The following is a 15,953-nucleotide window of genomic DNA, read 5'->3' on the forward strand; positions in this document are numbered from 1 at the left end:
AGAAGTGGTACTAACACCTAAGTAGCACCTAAGTGTTAACAACAAATGTTTTGGGGTTTTTGGGAAAGAAAAAGTCAGGCTGGCGGTCGCATAGAGCAAACTCACGTGTATTTTTATAGGGCAGCTTCATAAACCCTGCTACGCCATAATCTTGAACGCTAACGGCGTATTGCATGATCCGAGTCAGTAGCGCCTTAAATTGCGTTTCTTTATTAGCATCAAGTAGCCGATAGTAATAATGGATTTTCATCCTATCTTGTAACGATTCAAAAATGATGCAACCTGTATGATGGATTTGGTTTAACTCGAACACACATTGAATTATCTGTCTTGGCAGTTGCAGCTGCTCGTCTGGATCTTTGCCGTCTTCAAAGTATGAATGCGGACGTGTAATTTCATTACTCGAAATATCGCTAACGCTAAATTCTAGTTCTGGCAGATGGTCAAATTGGAATGCACCGGTGCCGTCACGAGTCAATTGAATAGTTTGCCGCGCGTCGAACAAACAGCATTTAAACAAACCTTTTTGTTTGATCCCCTGCGCAATCATTACGGTGGCGTTCAACGCGTCTTTAAATGCATGACTCAATGTTTCATCGTGTAAAATAAGACTCGACTCAACAAATACCTGCGCGTCTTTCCAATGAAAACTGAGACCACCAACGACCGGATATTTTGCCAGTCTGCTGATTGAAGCCAAAAAGGCTTTCTCGGTATCGCCGGTATCAAACAAAAACTCTTTATAATATCTATCTAATTGCGCGTCGTTTACGTCTCTTAGATTGTGTTTATCGTCAGCACGACGCAAAAACTGCTTGCGTGAGCTGTAGACGACCGTTTCAGGCTTAACTGTGGTTTCGTAGGTCCAAAAAGGAATGCGGGATTTTTTCTCTGACAGTGTTAAATCAGGTAAATACATTTTTGCCATTGCTGGCATATTACGAACAAAGTAATCCCCTGCGCTGTCCCTCGTTGCTTTGTCTTTGCTAAGCATGCCATCTAGCACCTGCGCAAATACTTTTGGCAGTCCCAAAGCGCTAGCAGGAATTACCTGAGCACCAAAACGACATGATTGTGCACTAGCCAGTGCATAAATCGTCGATGCAACGCCTTGCTCATCGAAGCGAGGAGAAGATTGTGCACCCGACATTTGTTCATCGCCAATAAAATACACATCTCCCATCCGAGCGTTGGTCGTACTTACATCAGATGACATCAAATCCATGATATTGCTCGCGATAGGCTCACCATGCACGTCCACCTGAGCATAGACTGAGCTTCCCCAATCAACCAAAGAGAAACCATCTGAGGCTTCATCCCAAACGATATTAGATGGCTTAATATCTCCATGAACGATGGGCTGAGGAGACATGCCATTGCGACGCTCGCGCAAATCAACCAACACATTTCTGAGTTTTAGCGCGAGGCTTACCAACTCATGCGCTTTAAAACGGCCCTTTTTGAGCGAGATCTTTTCTAAGTCTTCACCAGGGGCACGCTCCATCATCAAAATGCCTTGCTTCTTTACTCGCTCGAACGCATAGAAGTTTGGCACCATCGGGTTGTCAATTTGCGACAACATATAGCCTTCATCTTCAAGCCTATCACGCACACTTTGGGCAAGCGTGATCCGAGAAAATTTAAACACCCAGTCCTTCCCCATATCACTTGTACCAGCAAATACAAAGCCAAATGCACCGGAGCCAATTACCTCAACATGTTTATAGCCAAGTAGGCTCAATTGCTTTTTACAGATATTCAGCCATTGACGGTGCTTTTTTGCATCATGATGAGACAGTAAGTAGATGGACTGCTGTTCGTTGATATAGAAGTGTTGGATGGATTTTTCAGACATAATTGTACGCAGAAAAAGCAATAAAAAAGGTCGACATAAGCCGACCTCATTTAGTATTAACCTTGCTGTTCTATCTTAGCCCACGAATCACGTAGACCAACAGTTTGGTTAAACATTAGCGCTTCTGACTTGTTATCACGACAGAAGTAACCTAAACGCTCAAACTGATAACCTTGCTCAGGCTTAGCGTTTGCAAGCGCTGGCTCAAGTTTGGCATTCGCAATGGTTACCAAAGAGTCTGGGTTTAACACTTCCGTGAAATCTTCAGCAGCCGCTGGGTTTGGCACAGTAAATAGGCGGTCATACTGACGTACTGGCGCTTCAATACAATGTGAAGCCGATACCCAGTGAATTACGCCTTTCACCTTGCGACCATCTTCTGGGTTTTTACCCAAAGTATCAGGGTCGTAACTACAGTAGATTGTCGTAATATTACCGTTTTCGTCTTCTTCAATGCGCTCAGCTTTAATCACATAAGCATTACGAAGACGCACTTCTTTACCTAGCACCAAACGTTTGAATTTTTTGTTCGCTTCTACGCGGAAATCTTCTTGTTCAATGTAGACTTCGCGCGTAAACGGTAGCTCACGCTCGCCCATGTCTAATGTTGGGTGATTAGGCGCTTGCAGCATTTCAACTTTATCTGCATCAAAGTTTTCAATGACTAGCTTAACAGGGTCAAGTACTGCCATTGCGCGTGGTGCATTTTCGTTTAAGTCGTCACGGATACACGCTTCAAGCATGCCCATTTCAACCATGTTGTCCATTTTGGTTACACCAATGCGCTTACAAAATTCGCGAATTGCAGCTGGTGTATAACCTCGACGACGAAGGCCTGCAATTGTCGGCATGCGCGGGTCATCCCACCCTTCAACATGGTTATTAACAACTAAGTCGTTGAGCTTACGCTTCGACATCACTGTGTATTCAAGATTTAAACGAGAAAACTCGATTTGCTGTGGATGACACTCGATGCTGATGTTATCTAGCACCCAGTCGTACAAACGGCGGTTATCTTGGAACTCTAATGTACAAAGTGAATGCGTGATCCCTTCAAGCGCATCGGAAATACAATGCGTAAAGTCATACATCGGATAGATGCACCACTTATCACCAGTTTGATGATGGTGTGCAAAACGTACACGATAGATAATAGGGTCGCGAAGCACCATAAATGAGCTTGCCATGTCAATCTTAGCGCGAAGTACACATTCCCCTTCTTTGAACTCGCCATTTCTCATTTTTTCGAATAAGGCTAAGTTCTCTTCAGGTGAAGTGTCACGATAAGGGCTATTTTTGCCAGGTTCAGTCAGCGTGCCACGATATTCACGCGCCAGCTCAGGCGACAGGAAGCAAACGTACGCTTTGCCATTTTCGATTAGTTCAACTGCGTAGCTATAGAGCTTGTCAAAGTAATTTGATGAATAGCAAATTTCGCCATCCCATTCAAAACCTAACCACTGTACGTCTTCTTGGATCGACTTAACGTAGTTGATGTCTTCTTTTTCTGGGTTGGTATCGTCAAAGCGTAAGTTGCATTTACCTTGATAATCTTGGGCAATACCAAAATTTAAGCAAATTGATTTAGCATGGCCAATGTGTAAAAAGCCATTTGGCTCAGGTGGAAAACGTGTGTGCGTAGACGCATGTTTGCCACTGGCAAGATCCGCATCAATAATGTTGCGAATAAAGTTTGATGGGCGATTTTCAGTTTCCGCCATAGGAAATCTTTCCTCTGAATTATGCTCTTAGTTAACCTCGGCATTATTACAAAAACTCAGCCGAACTTACAGCAATTATCTGCGCTGTATCAGGATTTATTCATTTGGTTAAATGTTCATCAGATTTTTGTGACAAATTTTGTTCTAGCGCAATATTTCCGTCACAACTTCATCCTATAGTTGCGCCATCTCAGTGTTTATACCACAAACACTGCTTAAGTCACGTTACCGAGGAAAGGACAAAAGTAATGGCTTCAATGAATTTGAATCGTGTTTATATATCAACTAAGGCTAGGAACAATCACTATATTCTTGCTGAGTTTAAACCAGATGATGCATTCTATGCATGTTTTGACTCCAGCAGCGCATGTTACGAGCGTTTGTCTCGCCAGCTATTCGCACTGTGTGACGAATATGAACTGCATAATGTACATGTAATTGCGAACGATAAATTGCCAGTGGTGCGTTACCACGACGAAGCCTATACCATGCAAACAGAAAAGCAGATTTTGTTTTTCTACAATCCTAAGTTCCACGAAGCGCACCAAACTTATCTCAATGATGGATACCAAGCGCGTAAAATCCGCTTATTATTTTTAGCCACGGGAAATGAATTACGCGCCAATGCAGCGACCTTCCACAGCAAAGTAAAAAAGGTGCTTGATGCACTTAAAGAAGGGTTTTCTTCGGTAGAACCTCAGTTTAGAGTGCGAGACCATCAACATTTAACCTATGACCTATTTGCCAAAGCGAAAGGCGACAAAGAGTCGTATGGCTATAAGTTGCGTGCACTTTACCCACGTTATCAAGCCAGAAACTGCACGTTACCAGAAGAATATAGCGAAATGACTTATGCGACCTTTAACATTCCAGTGTCACGTGCAATAAAAACAGAGTTCCAAAGCCAAATGCGCCCTGGTGATTACGGACAATTCTATCGCACAATAGAAGATGCATTTCTTTCTTCTTGCGCCGATAAACAGCTCAATATGGTAGCAATGGTAGCCGATGGCCGTTTACCTATTGTCAGAAGCGCCAAAATCGATAAGTCCGATACTAACCGAGAGCTACAAAAGCTGAGTTTTGATACCGGCTCCGGTGACAATCAAATTTACTCACTGTTTAACGAAGCAAACCTAGTGGATACCATTCGCTTTGTCATCGTTGCCAATGACAAAGACAAAAAAGATATGGGCTATGGTCGTTTTATGAATCACGTAGAAACGGCGATTAAACGCTTTGTTGCACAACTTCCTGTTAATATTGAAAAGCAAGACATCAACGTACGCTTCTTCCAGCATATTAGTTACGACTATTAATAGATAAAAGAGAGCATGTTCTATTTGGGTGTACTTTTATCACCCTAAGGCAAAGGAATATGCTCCAATTTATCACCGGGGATCTTATCGAACTTGCCCTCTCGCCAATCTTGCTTCGCTTGTTCAATACGGGGTTTACTAAAAGAAACAAAGTTCCAATCAATATAAGGGACTTTTTTAAACGCCTCTCCACCAAGCAATACCACTCTGCTATTCTCATTGAAATGTAATTGCGCGTCGTCGTCTTCAAGTAATACAAATGAGCCTGCACTATATAAGTTATTCGACACCACCACTTCGCCGTAAATCACATATACGCCAACCTCTTGTGTCTGATCAGGCCTTTCAATATGCCCGCCAGCTTTTGCCATCACATCAACATAAAACATAGGTGAAAATGTTGGTACAGGAGAATGCAAGCCATACGCACTGCCGATAATGACCCTAGCCATCACCCCTTCTAGTTGCCTAGTCGGCAAGTCAAAACTGTTTATATGTGAGAAACTGGGTTCAACGTCAGCATTTTCTTCCGGTAGCGCCACCCAGCATTGCAAACCATGAATAGTATGTGATTGCCCTTTGGTTTCAAACGATTCTCTCTCCGAGTGTACAATGCCGCTCCCTGCCACCATCCAATTTACATCCCCTGGGTGGATCTCAAGTTGATTACCAAGAGAGTCACGATGGAGCAAGTTACCTTCAAACAAATAAGTCAGAGTTGCAAGCCCGATATGTGGATGTGGCCTTACATCGATCCCATCACCAGCACTGAAGTTACCGGGGCCCATTTGATCAAAAAAGATAAAAGGACCTACCATACGTTTCGCACGCTGCGGAAGTACGCGGTTTACTGAAAGACCACCGATGTCATGTGCTTTGCCATTTAGTTGAATTGCCATTACTTTGCTCCATCATGTTTTGTTTTATTATGGAGCTCCGTAACCAGAAGTAAAATGCGCAATTAAAGATACAAGCATTCTAGAAAATAGAATCACACCGCTTTGTACCAAGTGAGGCCTGAATACGGTTGCTGCTGCAAACTTTTTAACCGACTTTGCAAACTACCACTATGGATCTCGAGTTTGTGATGATCGGGGTCATAAATATAGAGCGAGTCTCCTTCGCTGCTATTTTGCTGCCATAAGCCAACCCCGTTTTCCAATATCGTTTTAGAAAAAGTTGTAAAGTCTTCGGCAGCAACACTAAACGCTATATGGCTGTAATCTGAGCTTGGAGATACCTCACCTAAAGATAAGCAAAGCCATACCTCACCAAGCGTTAAATATGCCCCTTTGTCCCAAGTTACCCAAAGCTCGAATCCTAGCAAGCCGCAGTAAAAATCAAGTGACGTGTTTAAGTTAGATACTGCTATTGTGATGTGATTTAAGCCTGATAACATATTTATTCCTACCGTTTTTATCCCAGACACGAAAAAAGCCGTGACCAAAGGTACAACGGCTTTAACAACCAGAATTATTTTTCTTGATGTAGGCTAGCTACAAAAAGAAGCGTTACAGTGCCTGTTCAAGCTCTGGTAACGCATCAAATAGGTCCGCAACAAGGCCATAATCAGCCACTTGGAAAATGGGAGCTTCTGGGTCTTTGTTGATAGCGACAATGACCTTAGAATCTTTCATACCTGCAAGATGTTGAATAGCGCCGCTGATCCCAACTGCAATATATAAGTTAGGCGCCACAATCTTACCGGTTTGGCCCACCTGCATATCGTTAGGCACAAAGCCCGCGTCAACAGCAGCACGCGATGCACCAATTGCGGCCCCTAGTTTGTCAGCAATACCATTTAGCAAGGCAAAGTTTTCACCGTTTTGCATACCACGGCCACCTGAAATAACAACCGGTGCGGCAGTTAATTCAGGGCGCTCAGATTCAGTTTGTTCAATGCTCACAAACTCACTCACTTGAGAGGCAATACTTTGCGAACGATCCTCAATGTCACATGCTGCTTGAGTCTCTACGGCATCAAATGCTGATGCACGCACAGTGATAACTTTTTGTGAGTCTAATGATTTTACAGTCGCAATTGCATTACCAGCATAAATTGGACGCTTAAAGGTGTCTGCATCAATCACATCGATAATTTCTGAGATCTGTGATTTGTCGAGTAACGCCGCGACACGTGGCGCGATATTTTTACCTGTGGTAGACGCTGAAAACAAAATGTGTGAAAAGTCGCTTGCTAATTCAACAACTAGCTCAGATGTGTTTTCTGCCAATTGATGTTCGAATGAAGCATCGTCAACCGCGACCACCTTTTGTACGCCAGCGATCTGAGCAGCGTGATTGGCAGCCTCAGCAATGTTGTGACCTGCAACTAATACGGTAATGTCGCTTGCGATTTTTGTTGCAGCAGCAACCACCTTAGCGGTTTCAGGTTTCAATACACCATTTTCGTGCTCAGCAATAACTAATACGCTCATGAGATCACCTTTGCTTCTGTTTTTAACTTGTTTACTAACTCTTCAACGCTCTCAACCATAACGCCACCAGAGCGCTTAGCTGGCTCTTCAACTTTCACCAATTCAATACGAGGAGCTAAATCAACGCCTAACGAATCCGCTGCGATTACATCTAGTGGTTTACGCTTAGCTTTCATGATATTTGGCAAAGAAGCATAACGAGGTTCATTTAAACGCAAGTCTGTTGTAACGACAGCTGGGAGTGATAGCGATACCGTTTGCAAACCACCATCAACTTCACGCGTCACTTGCACTTTATCGCCTTCAACTACAACTTTAGAGGCAAAAGTGCCCTGAGCACGTTTAGTTAACGCCGCTAGCATTTGTCCTGTTTGGTTATTATCAGAATCGATAGACTGTTTACCTAGAATGACCAGCTCTGGACTTTCTTGTTCCACTACCTTAGCCAGTAGTTTTGCAATGTGCAGAGATTCAAGCTTTGCGTCTGTTTCAATGTGGATCGCTTTATCTGCACCCAGTGCAAGCGCAGTTCTTAGCTGCTCTTGACAAGCTTTATCGCCAATTGATACGGCAATAACTTCCGTTGCTGTGCCCGCTTCTTTTAAACGAACCGCCTCTTCTACTGCGATTTCACAAAATGGGTTGATCGCCATTTTAACATTGCTCAAATCAACATCACTGTTGTCAGATTTGACTCTTGCCTTTACGTTGTAATCAATCACGCGTTTGATTGGCACAAGTACTTTCATGGTTACTCCATCATCTGGTTATTCTCTAAGCTGACGTCTACGTCAACAAATTATTTTACTGGTTTCAGACTACTTCCTGTTGACGTAAACGTCAACCTCAAATAACCTTAGTTTAACGAAAATCAAACTAAAGCCTCTCTTTAGTTAATCTACCGTCAAATAGTGTGAGGTTAATAATGGTCGAACGTGAAACCATGGAGTTTGATGTTGTGATAGTTGGTGCAGGTCCTGCGGGCCTGTCTTGCGCTATCCGACTCGCTCAACAGGCTCAAGAAAAACAACAAGAATTAATGATCTGTGTAGTCGAAAAAGGCTCAGAAGTAGGTGCACATATCTTGTCGGGTGCTGTATTTGAAACCAAAGCACTAGACGAACTTATCCCTGATTGGGCTGCAAAAGGCGCTCCCGTGACAACGAAAGTGACGGGTGACGACATTTATTTATTCAAAAATGAAACCAATGCCACCAAACTGCCTCATCTAGTGGTACCAAAAACATTTAAAAATGACGGCAACTATATTGTTTCTATGGGGAATGTTTGTCGTTGGCTCGCTGAACAAGCTGAGCAACTTGGCGTAGAAATTTTCCCAGGCTTTAGCGCCCACTCTCTAATTGTTGAAGAGCAACAAGTTAAAGGTATTATTACCGGTGACATGGGCTTAGATAGAGATGGCCAACCTAAAGACAGCTACATGCCTGGAATGGAGCTTAGAGCGAAATATACCGTATTTGCTGAAGGTTGCCGTGGCCACTTAGGCAAACAACTTATAGCTGAATTTAAACTGGATAAAGACGCTTCTCCTCAACACTATGGCATCGGCTTTAAGGAAATTTGGCAAGTAGACCCAAGCAAGCATAAAGAAGGTCTTGTTGTACACGGCACAGGCTGGCCGCTCGACAATGATACCCATGGCGGTTCATTTATGTATCATGCTGAAAACAATCAAGTCGTGGTCGGGTTAATCATCGACTTAAATTACACTAATCCACACCTAAGTCCATTTGATGAATTTCAGCGTATGAAGCATCACCACACCTTTGCGAGTGTACTTGAAGGTGGTGAGCGCATTGCCTATGGTGCTCGAGCAATCGCCAAAGGTGGCTTTCACAGCCTACCTAAAATGCACTTCCCAGGTGGTTTACTGATTGGCTGCGACGCAGGTACCCTCAACTTTGCCAAAATTAAAGGTAACCATACAGCAATGAAGTCCGGTATGCTTGCAGCCGATGCCATCATTGAGGCACTCGGCCAAGAAAGCACTCCGTCAGACTTGGTAAGCTTTGCCGACAAATTTAAGGCAAGTTGGCTTTATGATGAGCTTTATCAATCTCGCAACTTTGGCCCAGCAATGCATAAGTTAGGTCGTATTATGGGTGGCGCCTACAATATGATCGACCAAAACATTTTCTCAGGTTCGCTACCATTTACCATTAAGGACAAACATCAGGATCACGCACAGCTTAAGCTTGCATCTGAGTCGCAGACTATAAGTTACCCAAAGCCGGATGGTAAATTAAGTTTTGACAAACTTTCTTCCGTATTTTTATCGAATACTAACCACGAAGAAGTGCAACCATGTCATTTACAGTTAAAAGATTCTGATATACCAATCAAAGTGAATTTAGCTAAGTTTGATGAGCCTGCACAGCGATATTGCCCCGCAGGCGTGTATGAAGTAAACGAAAACGAGCAAGGTGAGAAGCTGTTTGTCATCAATTCGCAAAACTGTATTCATTGCAAAACCTGCGATATTAAAGATCCGAGCCAAAATATTACCTGGGTCACACCAGAAGGGGCTGGTGGTCCGAACTATCCAAACATGTAATACCAATAAATCCTAAATTGCGGGGGCGAAATGCCCCTTTCTTTCCTATACTTAGCGTATATTTTTAAAATAGAGTTGAGTCTATGCCACAACAATCCGTCACCTTTCGATTTTTAGCAGAGCCCACCGACGTCAACTTTGGCGGTAAAGTACACGGTGGTATGGTCATGAAATGGATTGATCAAGCTGGATATGCTTGCGCCGCGGGTTGGAGCGGTAGCTACTGCGTTACCGTTTCAGTAGCGGGCATGCGCTTCCACCGCCCTATTCTTGTGGGTCAGATTGTTGAAGTTTCCGCGCGCATTGCCCACACCGGAAACACCAGTATGCAGATTTTTATTCAGGTGCGCTGTGGCGACCCAAAAACGCAGCGACTTGTCGAAACCAATCACTGTATTATCAGCTTTATCGCCATGGACCAAGCTGGGTATCCAATTCAAATTCCTCAGTTTAAAGCGAAAACCGAAGAGGAGAAAAAATTAGAAGCCTATGCGGTGAAAATGAAGGAAATAGCGATCCAGACCGAATCGCTATTAGAAGAAACCTTGTCTGATAGTAAATAACATGAACGTCTGATAACAAAAATCGAAGTGTAGAAGTTCAGCTAAGATTGAACTTCTATCAGTTTAAAGGAGCTATTCGGCTCACCAAAAACCACGACATTACACTCACCCCAACTTTTCGGTATATTCCACTGCATATTTTCAGCAAATTTAAATTGTGAAAACTGGTTATCACATCGTACTTCAAGGGTATGAAGTGCGCCTGAAACCTCAGCGATAGCGAAATTTGGTCTGACCAATGCGTGCGTCCAGACATCATCATTTTTGATTTCAGCGGCAATAACAAGCATCTTGCTCTTATCTGCTATTAAAGCAACGATTTCATCTATAACAGGTTGAACTGCTGACTTGTAAGTGTCTTGTCCATCTAACTCCATTAGTTTTTTATGGTTTTTCAGCGCTCCTTTATATTCCTGCAGCTGGGTTTGGAGCTTAATTGCATTGATAAGGGCGTTGGCGTAGAGTTCAGATTTAACAATATCCTTGCCGTGCCAGATGATCCCTTTATGCGCCTCAAGTTCTTGTCTAGGTTCCGCTGTTAGTTGAAAGTATCGCGCTTTTACTAAGTTAAAATAGGCTTCTTCATATCGATTCCAACGACCTTTTTTTGCCAGTTTATCAACATGTTCTTTAGCTTCTACTAGCTTACTTTCATCAAGGAGGTTATTGATGTTGCGATAGCTTCTCACAAAACCTCGCGATGCTCCTTCTTCCGCATCTGACATATTGAATGAAAACATCACACTATTTTTGCACTGCTTAATCGGCTTTCCATCTTTTGTTGCTGGAGAATATTGCCAACGTTTGATTGCTCGCAGTGCAGCGCGTTCGAAGCCTTTCTGTCCAGATGAATTCTCCACTATCGGAGACGCCACCGAACCATCCTCATTGATGATATAACTCAGCGTAACCCAGCCTTCCCCGCCGACTAACGCAACATTACGTGGATACTGAGGAGCAACCCTTTCAACAGCCGATGCATTTACGATTGTAGATAAATGTATGTTTGGCTCGCTTTTTGCGAATGCGCCTGTTGTGAGTGAAACGAATAAAACAGAGGTCATTAAAGTAGATTTAATAAAATTTTCCATATCAAATTGTCCGTTATTGGTAGCAGCTAAAATATAGCACAGACTTTATATTCCCAACAACGACCCTTAAATGGGGACCTTGTTTTTATTTACAATCTAGCGCTGATAAGAGCCGTATGTCCTTTGAAAAACGCGTGCCTTGCTGGCCTGCACTTTAATGTAAGCTAGATAATGTATTGGCCGTAGAGCCTATGGAAACTGAAACTGAAGATAAAAAATCATTCGGGGATATTGATAGATTTGGCTAGTTAAGCAGCGCTAAAGCAAATTCCTTGCTAATGTAAATATGGCTTTTTCACTTGCAGCGAGCGCGTCGCGTTTACTTAAGTTGCCTTCTTTTAATAATTGTAAGCTTACTTTTTCCGCTTCTTGACTGAGTAGTACATCCATTTTAGTTGGACTTACCGCCCCTTCTGTTAAATCATTAATTATTGCTTGCAACGCTGCTCTACGCTCAGATATCGCGCGGATCAAAATAGGTTTTAAAGGGGATGATTTACAGAGCGCTTCTTGACAGCTTTGGTCAACCTTTCTATGAAACTCCATTATTTACATTCATCTCTTTTCAGGCGATTAAATGCTTGTAATTTTTCTCGTAAGCCTTGAATTGGTTTAATGTCTTCGACCAATTGCTTGTACTCGTATGCTCTAGTGCCAATGATTTGTTCGTTATCTGTGTGTAAACTCGAACGTAAGCTATTTTGGGCCGAAAAAGTATACCGATTCATGTTGCGACTTCCACCAATATTCCATTATTTACAAGGTTATGCGAAAAATCTGAATAAATGAATTACATGGCATTACAGGGCTGATTGCGAGCAGGATTTTGTGAAAGTCGGGATCAATAGTAAACTTTACTCATCTTAATTCAGACAGAGACCGTAGTGGAACAGATCACTATTGAGCCCATCGGCTTTATCCAATCTCCTTATAAACAGAAGTTCGCTATCCCGAGACAACCAAGGCTTGTCCCAGAGGCAAAAGCCAAGCTTAGATTTGTTGGTGAATTCAATCGCGAAGAATTTGTTCGTGGTATTGAAGCGTTCACGCATATTTGGTTATTGTTTCGCTTTCATGAAACCGCTGATAAGGGTTACTCTGCACTTGTACGTCCTCCGAGACTCGGTGGCAATGAACGTAAAGGCGTGTTTGCGACTAGAGCGACTTTTCGACCCAACGGGATTGGCATGAGTGCAGTAAAGCTTGAGAGCGTAGAATATAAAAATGGTCAGCTGGATCTGTTGCTCTCCGGCGTGGATTTATTGGACGGTACACCAATCATTGACATTAAGCCGTACCTTCCCTATTCAGATGCCTTGGTGGATGCCACAGCTGGCTTTGCTGATACTCGGCCAGAAACGCAAATGTCTGTTAGTTTCTCAGACGAGGCTATTGTTTTTATTGAAAAACAAAAAAACTATCCAGAACTTCAGCAATTCATTGCTAATGTACTGAAGCAAGATCCTCGTCCGGCTTATAAAAAGAAACGTACATCACAGCAGGACTATGGTATGAGTTTGTATGATTTTAATATCCGCTGGACAGTAGATGGTGAGCATAACCATGTCACTGAAATTTCGTTAGCAAAATAGCAAATTCAGCGGCTTGCCAATAAACTTATAAATTATGAAGATGTTTAGGTATTAAAGCTTTTTAAGCGGCTACTGCACTGCTAGAATAGCCGCCAATAAGAGAACAATAAGTAACTTATACTGGAATAAGAATGCGTACGAGTGAATATATATTAGCGACTCTAAAAGAGACGCCGTCTGATGCAGAGGTGGTAAGCCACCAGCTAATGCTTAGAGCGGGTATGATCCGTAAATTGGCTTCAGGTCTTTATACTTGGCTACCATCAGGCCTAAAAGTTTTCCGCAAAGTAGAGAGAATTGTCCGTGAAGAAATGGACAAAGCGGGAGCGATTGAGCTGCTAATGCCAGTGATCCAGCCTGCAGAGCTATGGGAAGAGTCAGGCCGTTGGGAACAGTTTGGTCCTGAGCTACTTCGTATTAATGACCGTCATGGCCGTCCATTTGCACTTGGTCCAACGCATGAAGAAGTGATAACTGATCTTGTACGTCGCGAAATCAACAGCTATAAGCAACTGCCGATCACACTTTATCAAGTCAGTACGAAAGTACGTGATGAAGTTCGTCCACGTTTTGGTGTGATGCGCGCACGTGAATTTACCATGAAAGATGCCTATTCATTCCATATGACTGATGAGTGTCTTGAAAAAACGTATCACAAGATGTTCCAAGCTTACTGTAACATTTTTGATCGTTTAGGCGTTGACTACCGTCCTGTTATTGCTGACAGTGGTTCAATTGGCGGTAACCTATCGCATGAGTTCCATGTACTTGCAGAATCTGGTGAAGATGCAATCGCATTCAGTGATGAAAGTGACTACGCTGCAAACATTGAAAAGGCAGAGGCACTTGCACCAACTGAAGCTCGCCCAGCGCCAAGTAAAGAACTTAATACGTTTGACACACCTGAAGCTTTCACCATCGCTGAGCTAAAAGCAAAACATGGCGTTAAACCACACCGTGGTGTGAAAACACTCATCGTGTATGGCACACCAGACGAAGACGGTAAACGTGGTCTTGTCGCGCTTATCGTTCGTGGCGATCATGACTTAAATGAGCTGAAAGCTGAGAAATTAGCACTAGTGGATTCACCGCTAGAGATGGCGAGTGAAGAAGACATTGTTAACGCTATTGGTGCAAAACCTGGCTCTTTGGGGCCTGTTGGTCTTTCAATGCCTGTTATTGTCGATCGCAGCGCAGCTATCATGGCTGATTTTGTTGCCGGTGCAAACAAAGATGGTGTTCATTACAGTGGGATCAACTGGGACAGAGACGTAAGCACTTATACAGTTGAAGATATCCGTAACGTGGTTGAAGGCGACCCAAGCCCTTGTGGTAAAGGTAAAATCCTTATCAAACGTGGTATCGAAGTAGGTCACGTGTTCCAACTTGGTACTAAGTACTCTGAAGCAATGAAAGCTGGTGTACTTGGCGAAGAAGGGAAAAACCAAACATTAACCATGGGTTGTTATGGTATTGGTGTTTCTCGTATCGTTGCCGCAGCAATCGAGCAAAATAACGATGATTACGGTATTAAATGGCCTGTTGCTATTGCGCCATTTGAGTTGGCTATCGTGCCAATGAATATGCATAAGTCTCACCGTATCCCAGAGATCGCAGAAAAGTTCTATGCAGATCTACAAAATGCGGGAATTGATGTGTTATTCGACGACCGTAAAGAGCGTCCGGGCGTTATGTTTAACGATATGGAACTTATCGGTATTCCATACACCCTCGTGATTGGCGAGCGTAACCTTGATGAAAATAAGGTTGAGCTGAAAAATCGTCAAACTGGCGAAAAACTGATGCTGGATATTGAATCTGCGGTTGAAACAATCGTTAATGCAATTAAAAGCAAATAAGCCTACGTAAATTACATAATAAAAGAGCATACAGGTGTATGCTCTTTTGTCATATTAGCTTCTCCTAACTGCCCCGCCACTGTCATCTTTGCCTCTTAGCATTGTCATTATTACGCTAAAGAGCCAAGCCATGAAAACAACATACTATCCGAGTATTTGGATCTCAGACGTACACTTGGGCTACAAGGACTGTAAAGCGAAGTTCTTGCTAGATTTTCTCAACAAAACCGAATGTGATGTACTCTATCTGGTCGGTGATATCGTTGATCTATGGTCAATGAAACGCCAGTTTTTTTGGGATCCATCCCACTATCAGGTATTAGAATGCATACAAAAAAAAGCGGGATCTGGTACACGCGTTATCTACATTCCGGGTAATCACGACGAAACCTTCAGAAACTACGTTGGGCAAACGCTTTTTAAAGTCGAAGTGCATAAAACCTTTATTCATACCACTTCCGTAGGTAAGCGGTTTTTATTACTACACGGTGATGATTTTGACTCGGCAACAAGATACAACAAACTGATCAGTATCATTGGGGATGCCGCTTATGATTTTCTACTATTCTTAAATCGCTGGACCAATCGCGTACGACGTTTATATGGTGGTCATTATTGGTCGCTTGCATCTTGGCTGAAAAAGCGCGTGCATAAAGCCAGAGAGGCCATTGCCGCATTCGAGAACGCAGCAATTCATGAAGCGAAGAAGCAAGGTGTCGACGGCATTATCTGCGGGCACATCCACCAACCGGAGATCCGTGTCGTAGATGGTATTGTGTACTGTAATGATGGTGACTGGATAGAAAACTGCACGGCACTGGTTGAAAACCAAGAAGGTCGTATTGAATTGCTGCATTGGTCAGATGTTCAATCCGTCCTCAACGTAGTTGAAATTGACGATATTAAAACCGACAATGTTGAAGCCGCTTAGTCAGCGGCT

At 43.0% G+C, this 15,953-nt stretch carries 15 protein-coding genes; 6 read left to right on the forward strand and 9 right to left on the reverse strand.

All coding sequences use genetic code 11. From position 1 onward, the window contains the following. Positions 1-28: 28 nt before the first annotated feature. Positions 29-1,855, reverse strand: coding sequence for a protein kinase domain-containing protein (locus tag A587_RS0109940; RefSeq protein ID WP_017217452.1), 1,827 nt, complete (start codon positions 1,853-1,855; stop codon positions 29-31). A gap of 56 nt (positions 1,856-1,911) precedes the next feature. After that, positions 1,912-3,576 carry a glutamine--tRNA ligase gene (glnS, locus tag A587_RS0109945; protein WP_017217453.1) on the reverse strand — a complete coding sequence of 555 codons (1,665 nt, stop codon included), beginning with the start codon at positions 3,574-3,576 and terminating at the stop codon, positions 1,912-1,914. 248 nt (positions 3,577-3,824) lie between these two features. On the opposite strand from glnS, the gene A587_RS0109955 reads away from it, so the two are divergent. Next, on the forward strand, positions 3,825-4,895 hold the full coding sequence (locus A587_RS0109955) for a DUF3083 family protein (protein WP_017217455.1): 1,071 nt from the start codon (positions 3,825-3,827) through the stop codon (positions 4,893-4,895). A gap of 44 nt (positions 4,896-4,939) precedes the next feature. Here the strand turns inward: A587_RS0109955 and A587_RS0109960 are convergent, their stop codons facing one another. The 4 genes from A587_RS0109960 to A587_RS0109975 all read right to left on the reverse strand — a co-directional run bounded on the left by A587_RS0109960 (position 4,940) and on the right by A587_RS0109975 (position 8,082). Continuing rightward, positions 4,940-5,794 (reverse strand): pirin family protein, encoded by an 855-nt coding sequence (locus tag A587_RS0109960; RefSeq protein WP_017217456.1) that lies wholly within the window; start codon positions 5,792-5,794, stop codon positions 4,940-4,942. A gap of 92 nt (positions 5,795-5,886) precedes the next feature. Continuing rightward, positions 5,887-6,294 (reverse strand): fosfomycin resistance glutathione transferase, encoded by a 408-nt coding sequence (gene fos / locus A587_RS0109965; RefSeq protein ID WP_017217457.1) that lies wholly within the window; start codon positions 6,292-6,294, stop codon positions 5,887-5,889. Positions 6,295-6,406: 112 nt separating this feature from the next. Beyond that, positions 6,407-7,333 carry an electron transfer flavoprotein subunit alpha/FixB family protein gene (locus tag A587_RS0109970; RefSeq protein WP_017217458.1) on the reverse strand — a complete coding sequence of 309 codons (927 nt, stop codon included), beginning with the start codon at positions 7,331-7,333 and terminating at the stop codon, positions 6,407-6,409. Next, positions 7,330-8,082, reverse strand: coding sequence for an electron transfer flavoprotein subunit beta/FixA family protein (locus tag A587_RS0109975; protein WP_017217459.1), 753 nt, complete (start codon positions 8,080-8,082; stop codon positions 7,330-7,332). Before A587_RS0109975 ends, A587_RS0109970 begins: the two co-directional genes overlap by 4 nt. Positions 8,083-8,258: 176 nt before the next feature. Here A587_RS0109975 and A587_RS0109980 point away from each other — a divergent pair, with 176 nt between their 5' ends. Both A587_RS0109980 and A587_RS0109985 read left to right on the forward strand, forming a co-directional pair. Further along, entirely contained in the window at positions 8,259-9,908 is a 1,650-nt protein-coding gene (locus tag A587_RS0109980; protein WP_017217460.1) for an electron transfer flavoprotein-ubiquinone oxidoreductase, read from the forward strand. An 83-nt stretch (positions 9,909-9,991) separates the two neighbouring features. Continuing rightward, positions 9,992-10,471, forward strand: coding sequence for an acyl-CoA thioesterase (locus A587_RS0109985; RefSeq protein ID WP_010372647.1), 480 nt, complete (start codon positions 9,992-9,994; stop codon positions 10,469-10,471). Between the two features lie 41 nt (positions 10,472-10,512). Here the strand turns inward: A587_RS0109985 and A587_RS0109990 are convergent, their stop codons facing one another. The 3 genes from A587_RS0109990 to A587_RS0110000 all read right to left on the reverse strand — a co-directional run bounded on the left by A587_RS0109990 (position 10,513) and on the right by A587_RS0110000 (position 12,290). Then, positions 10,513-11,562, reverse strand: a complete 1,050-nt coding sequence (locus tag A587_RS0109990) for an energy transducer TonB (protein ID WP_017217461.1) — start codon at positions 11,560-11,562, stop codon at positions 10,513-10,515. A 258-nt stretch (positions 11,563-11,820) separates the two neighbouring features. Next, entirely contained in the window at positions 11,821-12,108 is a 288-nt protein-coding gene (locus A587_RS0109995; RefSeq protein ID WP_010372642.1) for a hypothetical protein, read from the reverse strand. Further along, positions 12,108-12,290 (reverse strand): hypothetical protein, encoded by a 183-nt coding sequence (locus A587_RS0110000; protein ID WP_017217462.1) that lies wholly within the window; start codon positions 12,288-12,290, stop codon positions 12,108-12,110. Before A587_RS0110000 ends, A587_RS0109995 begins: the two co-directional genes overlap by 1 nt. Positions 12,291-12,446: 156 nt before the next feature. Between A587_RS0110000 and tsaA the strand changes: the two genes are divergently transcribed. From tsaA to A587_RS0110015, 3 genes are all read left to right on the forward strand, one after another. Beyond that, on the forward strand, positions 12,447-13,154 hold the full coding sequence (tsaA, locus tag A587_RS0110005) for a tRNA (N6-threonylcarbamoyladenosine(37)-N6)-methyltransferase TrmO (RefSeq protein ID WP_017217463.1): 708 nt from the start codon (positions 12,447-12,449) through the stop codon (positions 13,152-13,154). Between the two features lie 131 nt (positions 13,155-13,285). Beyond that, positions 13,286-15,013, forward strand: coding sequence for a proline--tRNA ligase (locus A587_RS0110010; protein ID WP_017217464.1), 1,728 nt, complete (start codon positions 13,286-13,288; stop codon positions 15,011-15,013). A gap of 130 nt (positions 15,014-15,143) precedes the next feature. Beyond that, on the forward strand, positions 15,144-15,944 hold the full coding sequence (locus A587_RS0110015) for a UDP-2,3-diacylglucosamine diphosphatase (protein ID WP_017217465.1): 801 nt from the start codon (positions 15,144-15,146) through the stop codon (positions 15,942-15,944). Positions 15,945-15,953 lie beyond the last annotated feature (9 nt).

Origin of the sequence: Pseudoalteromonas sp. NJ631, from assembly GCF_000276645.1 — a bacterium.
Taxonomy (GTDB): domain Bacteria; phylum Pseudomonadota; class Gammaproteobacteria; order Enterobacterales; family Alteromonadaceae; genus Pseudoalteromonas; species Pseudoalteromonas piscicida.

Coding starts and splice junctions, on each gene's coding strand:
- A587_RS0109940 (WP_017217452.1), bottom strand. CDS start 1,855: ATGTCTGAAAAATCCATCCAACACTTCTATATCAACGAACAGCAGTCC.
- A587_RS0109990 (WP_017217461.1), bottom strand. CDS start 11,562: ATGGAAAATTTTATTAAATCTACTTTAATGACCTCTGTTTTATTCGTT.
- fos (WP_017217457.1), bottom strand. CDS start 6,294: ATGTTATCAGGCTTAAATCACATCACAATAGCAGTATCTAACTTAAAC.
- A587_RS0109960 (WP_017217456.1), bottom strand. CDS start 5,794: ATGGCAATTCAACTAAATGGCAAAGCACATGACATCGGTGGTCTTTCA.
- A587_RS0109980 (WP_017217460.1), top strand. CDS start 8,259: ATGGTCGAACGTGAAACCATGGAGTTTGATGTTGTGATAGTTGGTGCA.
- A587_RS0110010 (WP_017217464.1), top strand. CDS start 13,286: ATGCGTACGAGTGAATATATATTAGCGACTCTAAAAGAGACGCCGTCT.
- A587_RS0109985 (WP_010372647.1), top strand. CDS start 9,992: ATGCCACAACAATCCGTCACCTTTCGATTTTTAGCAGAGCCCACCGAC.
- A587_RS0110015 (WP_017217465.1), top strand. CDS start 15,144: ATGAAAACAACATACTATCCGAGTATTTGGATCTCAGACGTACACTTG.
- A587_RS0109995 (WP_010372642.1), bottom strand. CDS start 12,108: ATGGAGTTTCATAGAAAGGTTGACCAAAGCTGTCAAGAAGCGCTCTGT.
- A587_RS0110000 (WP_017217462.1), bottom strand. CDS start 12,290: ATGAATCGGTATACTTTTTCGGCCCAAAATAGCTTACGTTCGAGTTTA.
- A587_RS0109970 (WP_017217458.1), bottom strand. CDS start 7,333: ATGAGCGTATTAGTTATTGCTGAGCACGAAAATGGTGTATTGAAACCT.
- glnS (WP_017217453.1), bottom strand. CDS start 3,576: ATGGCGGAAACTGAAAATCGCCCATCAAACTTTATTCGCAACATTATT.
- A587_RS0109975 (WP_017217459.1), bottom strand. CDS start 8,082: ATGAAAGTACTTGTGCCAATCAAACGCGTGATTGATTACAACGTAAAG.
- A587_RS0109955 (WP_017217455.1), top strand. CDS start 3,825: ATGGCTTCAATGAATTTGAATCGTGTTTATATATCAACTAAGGCTAGG.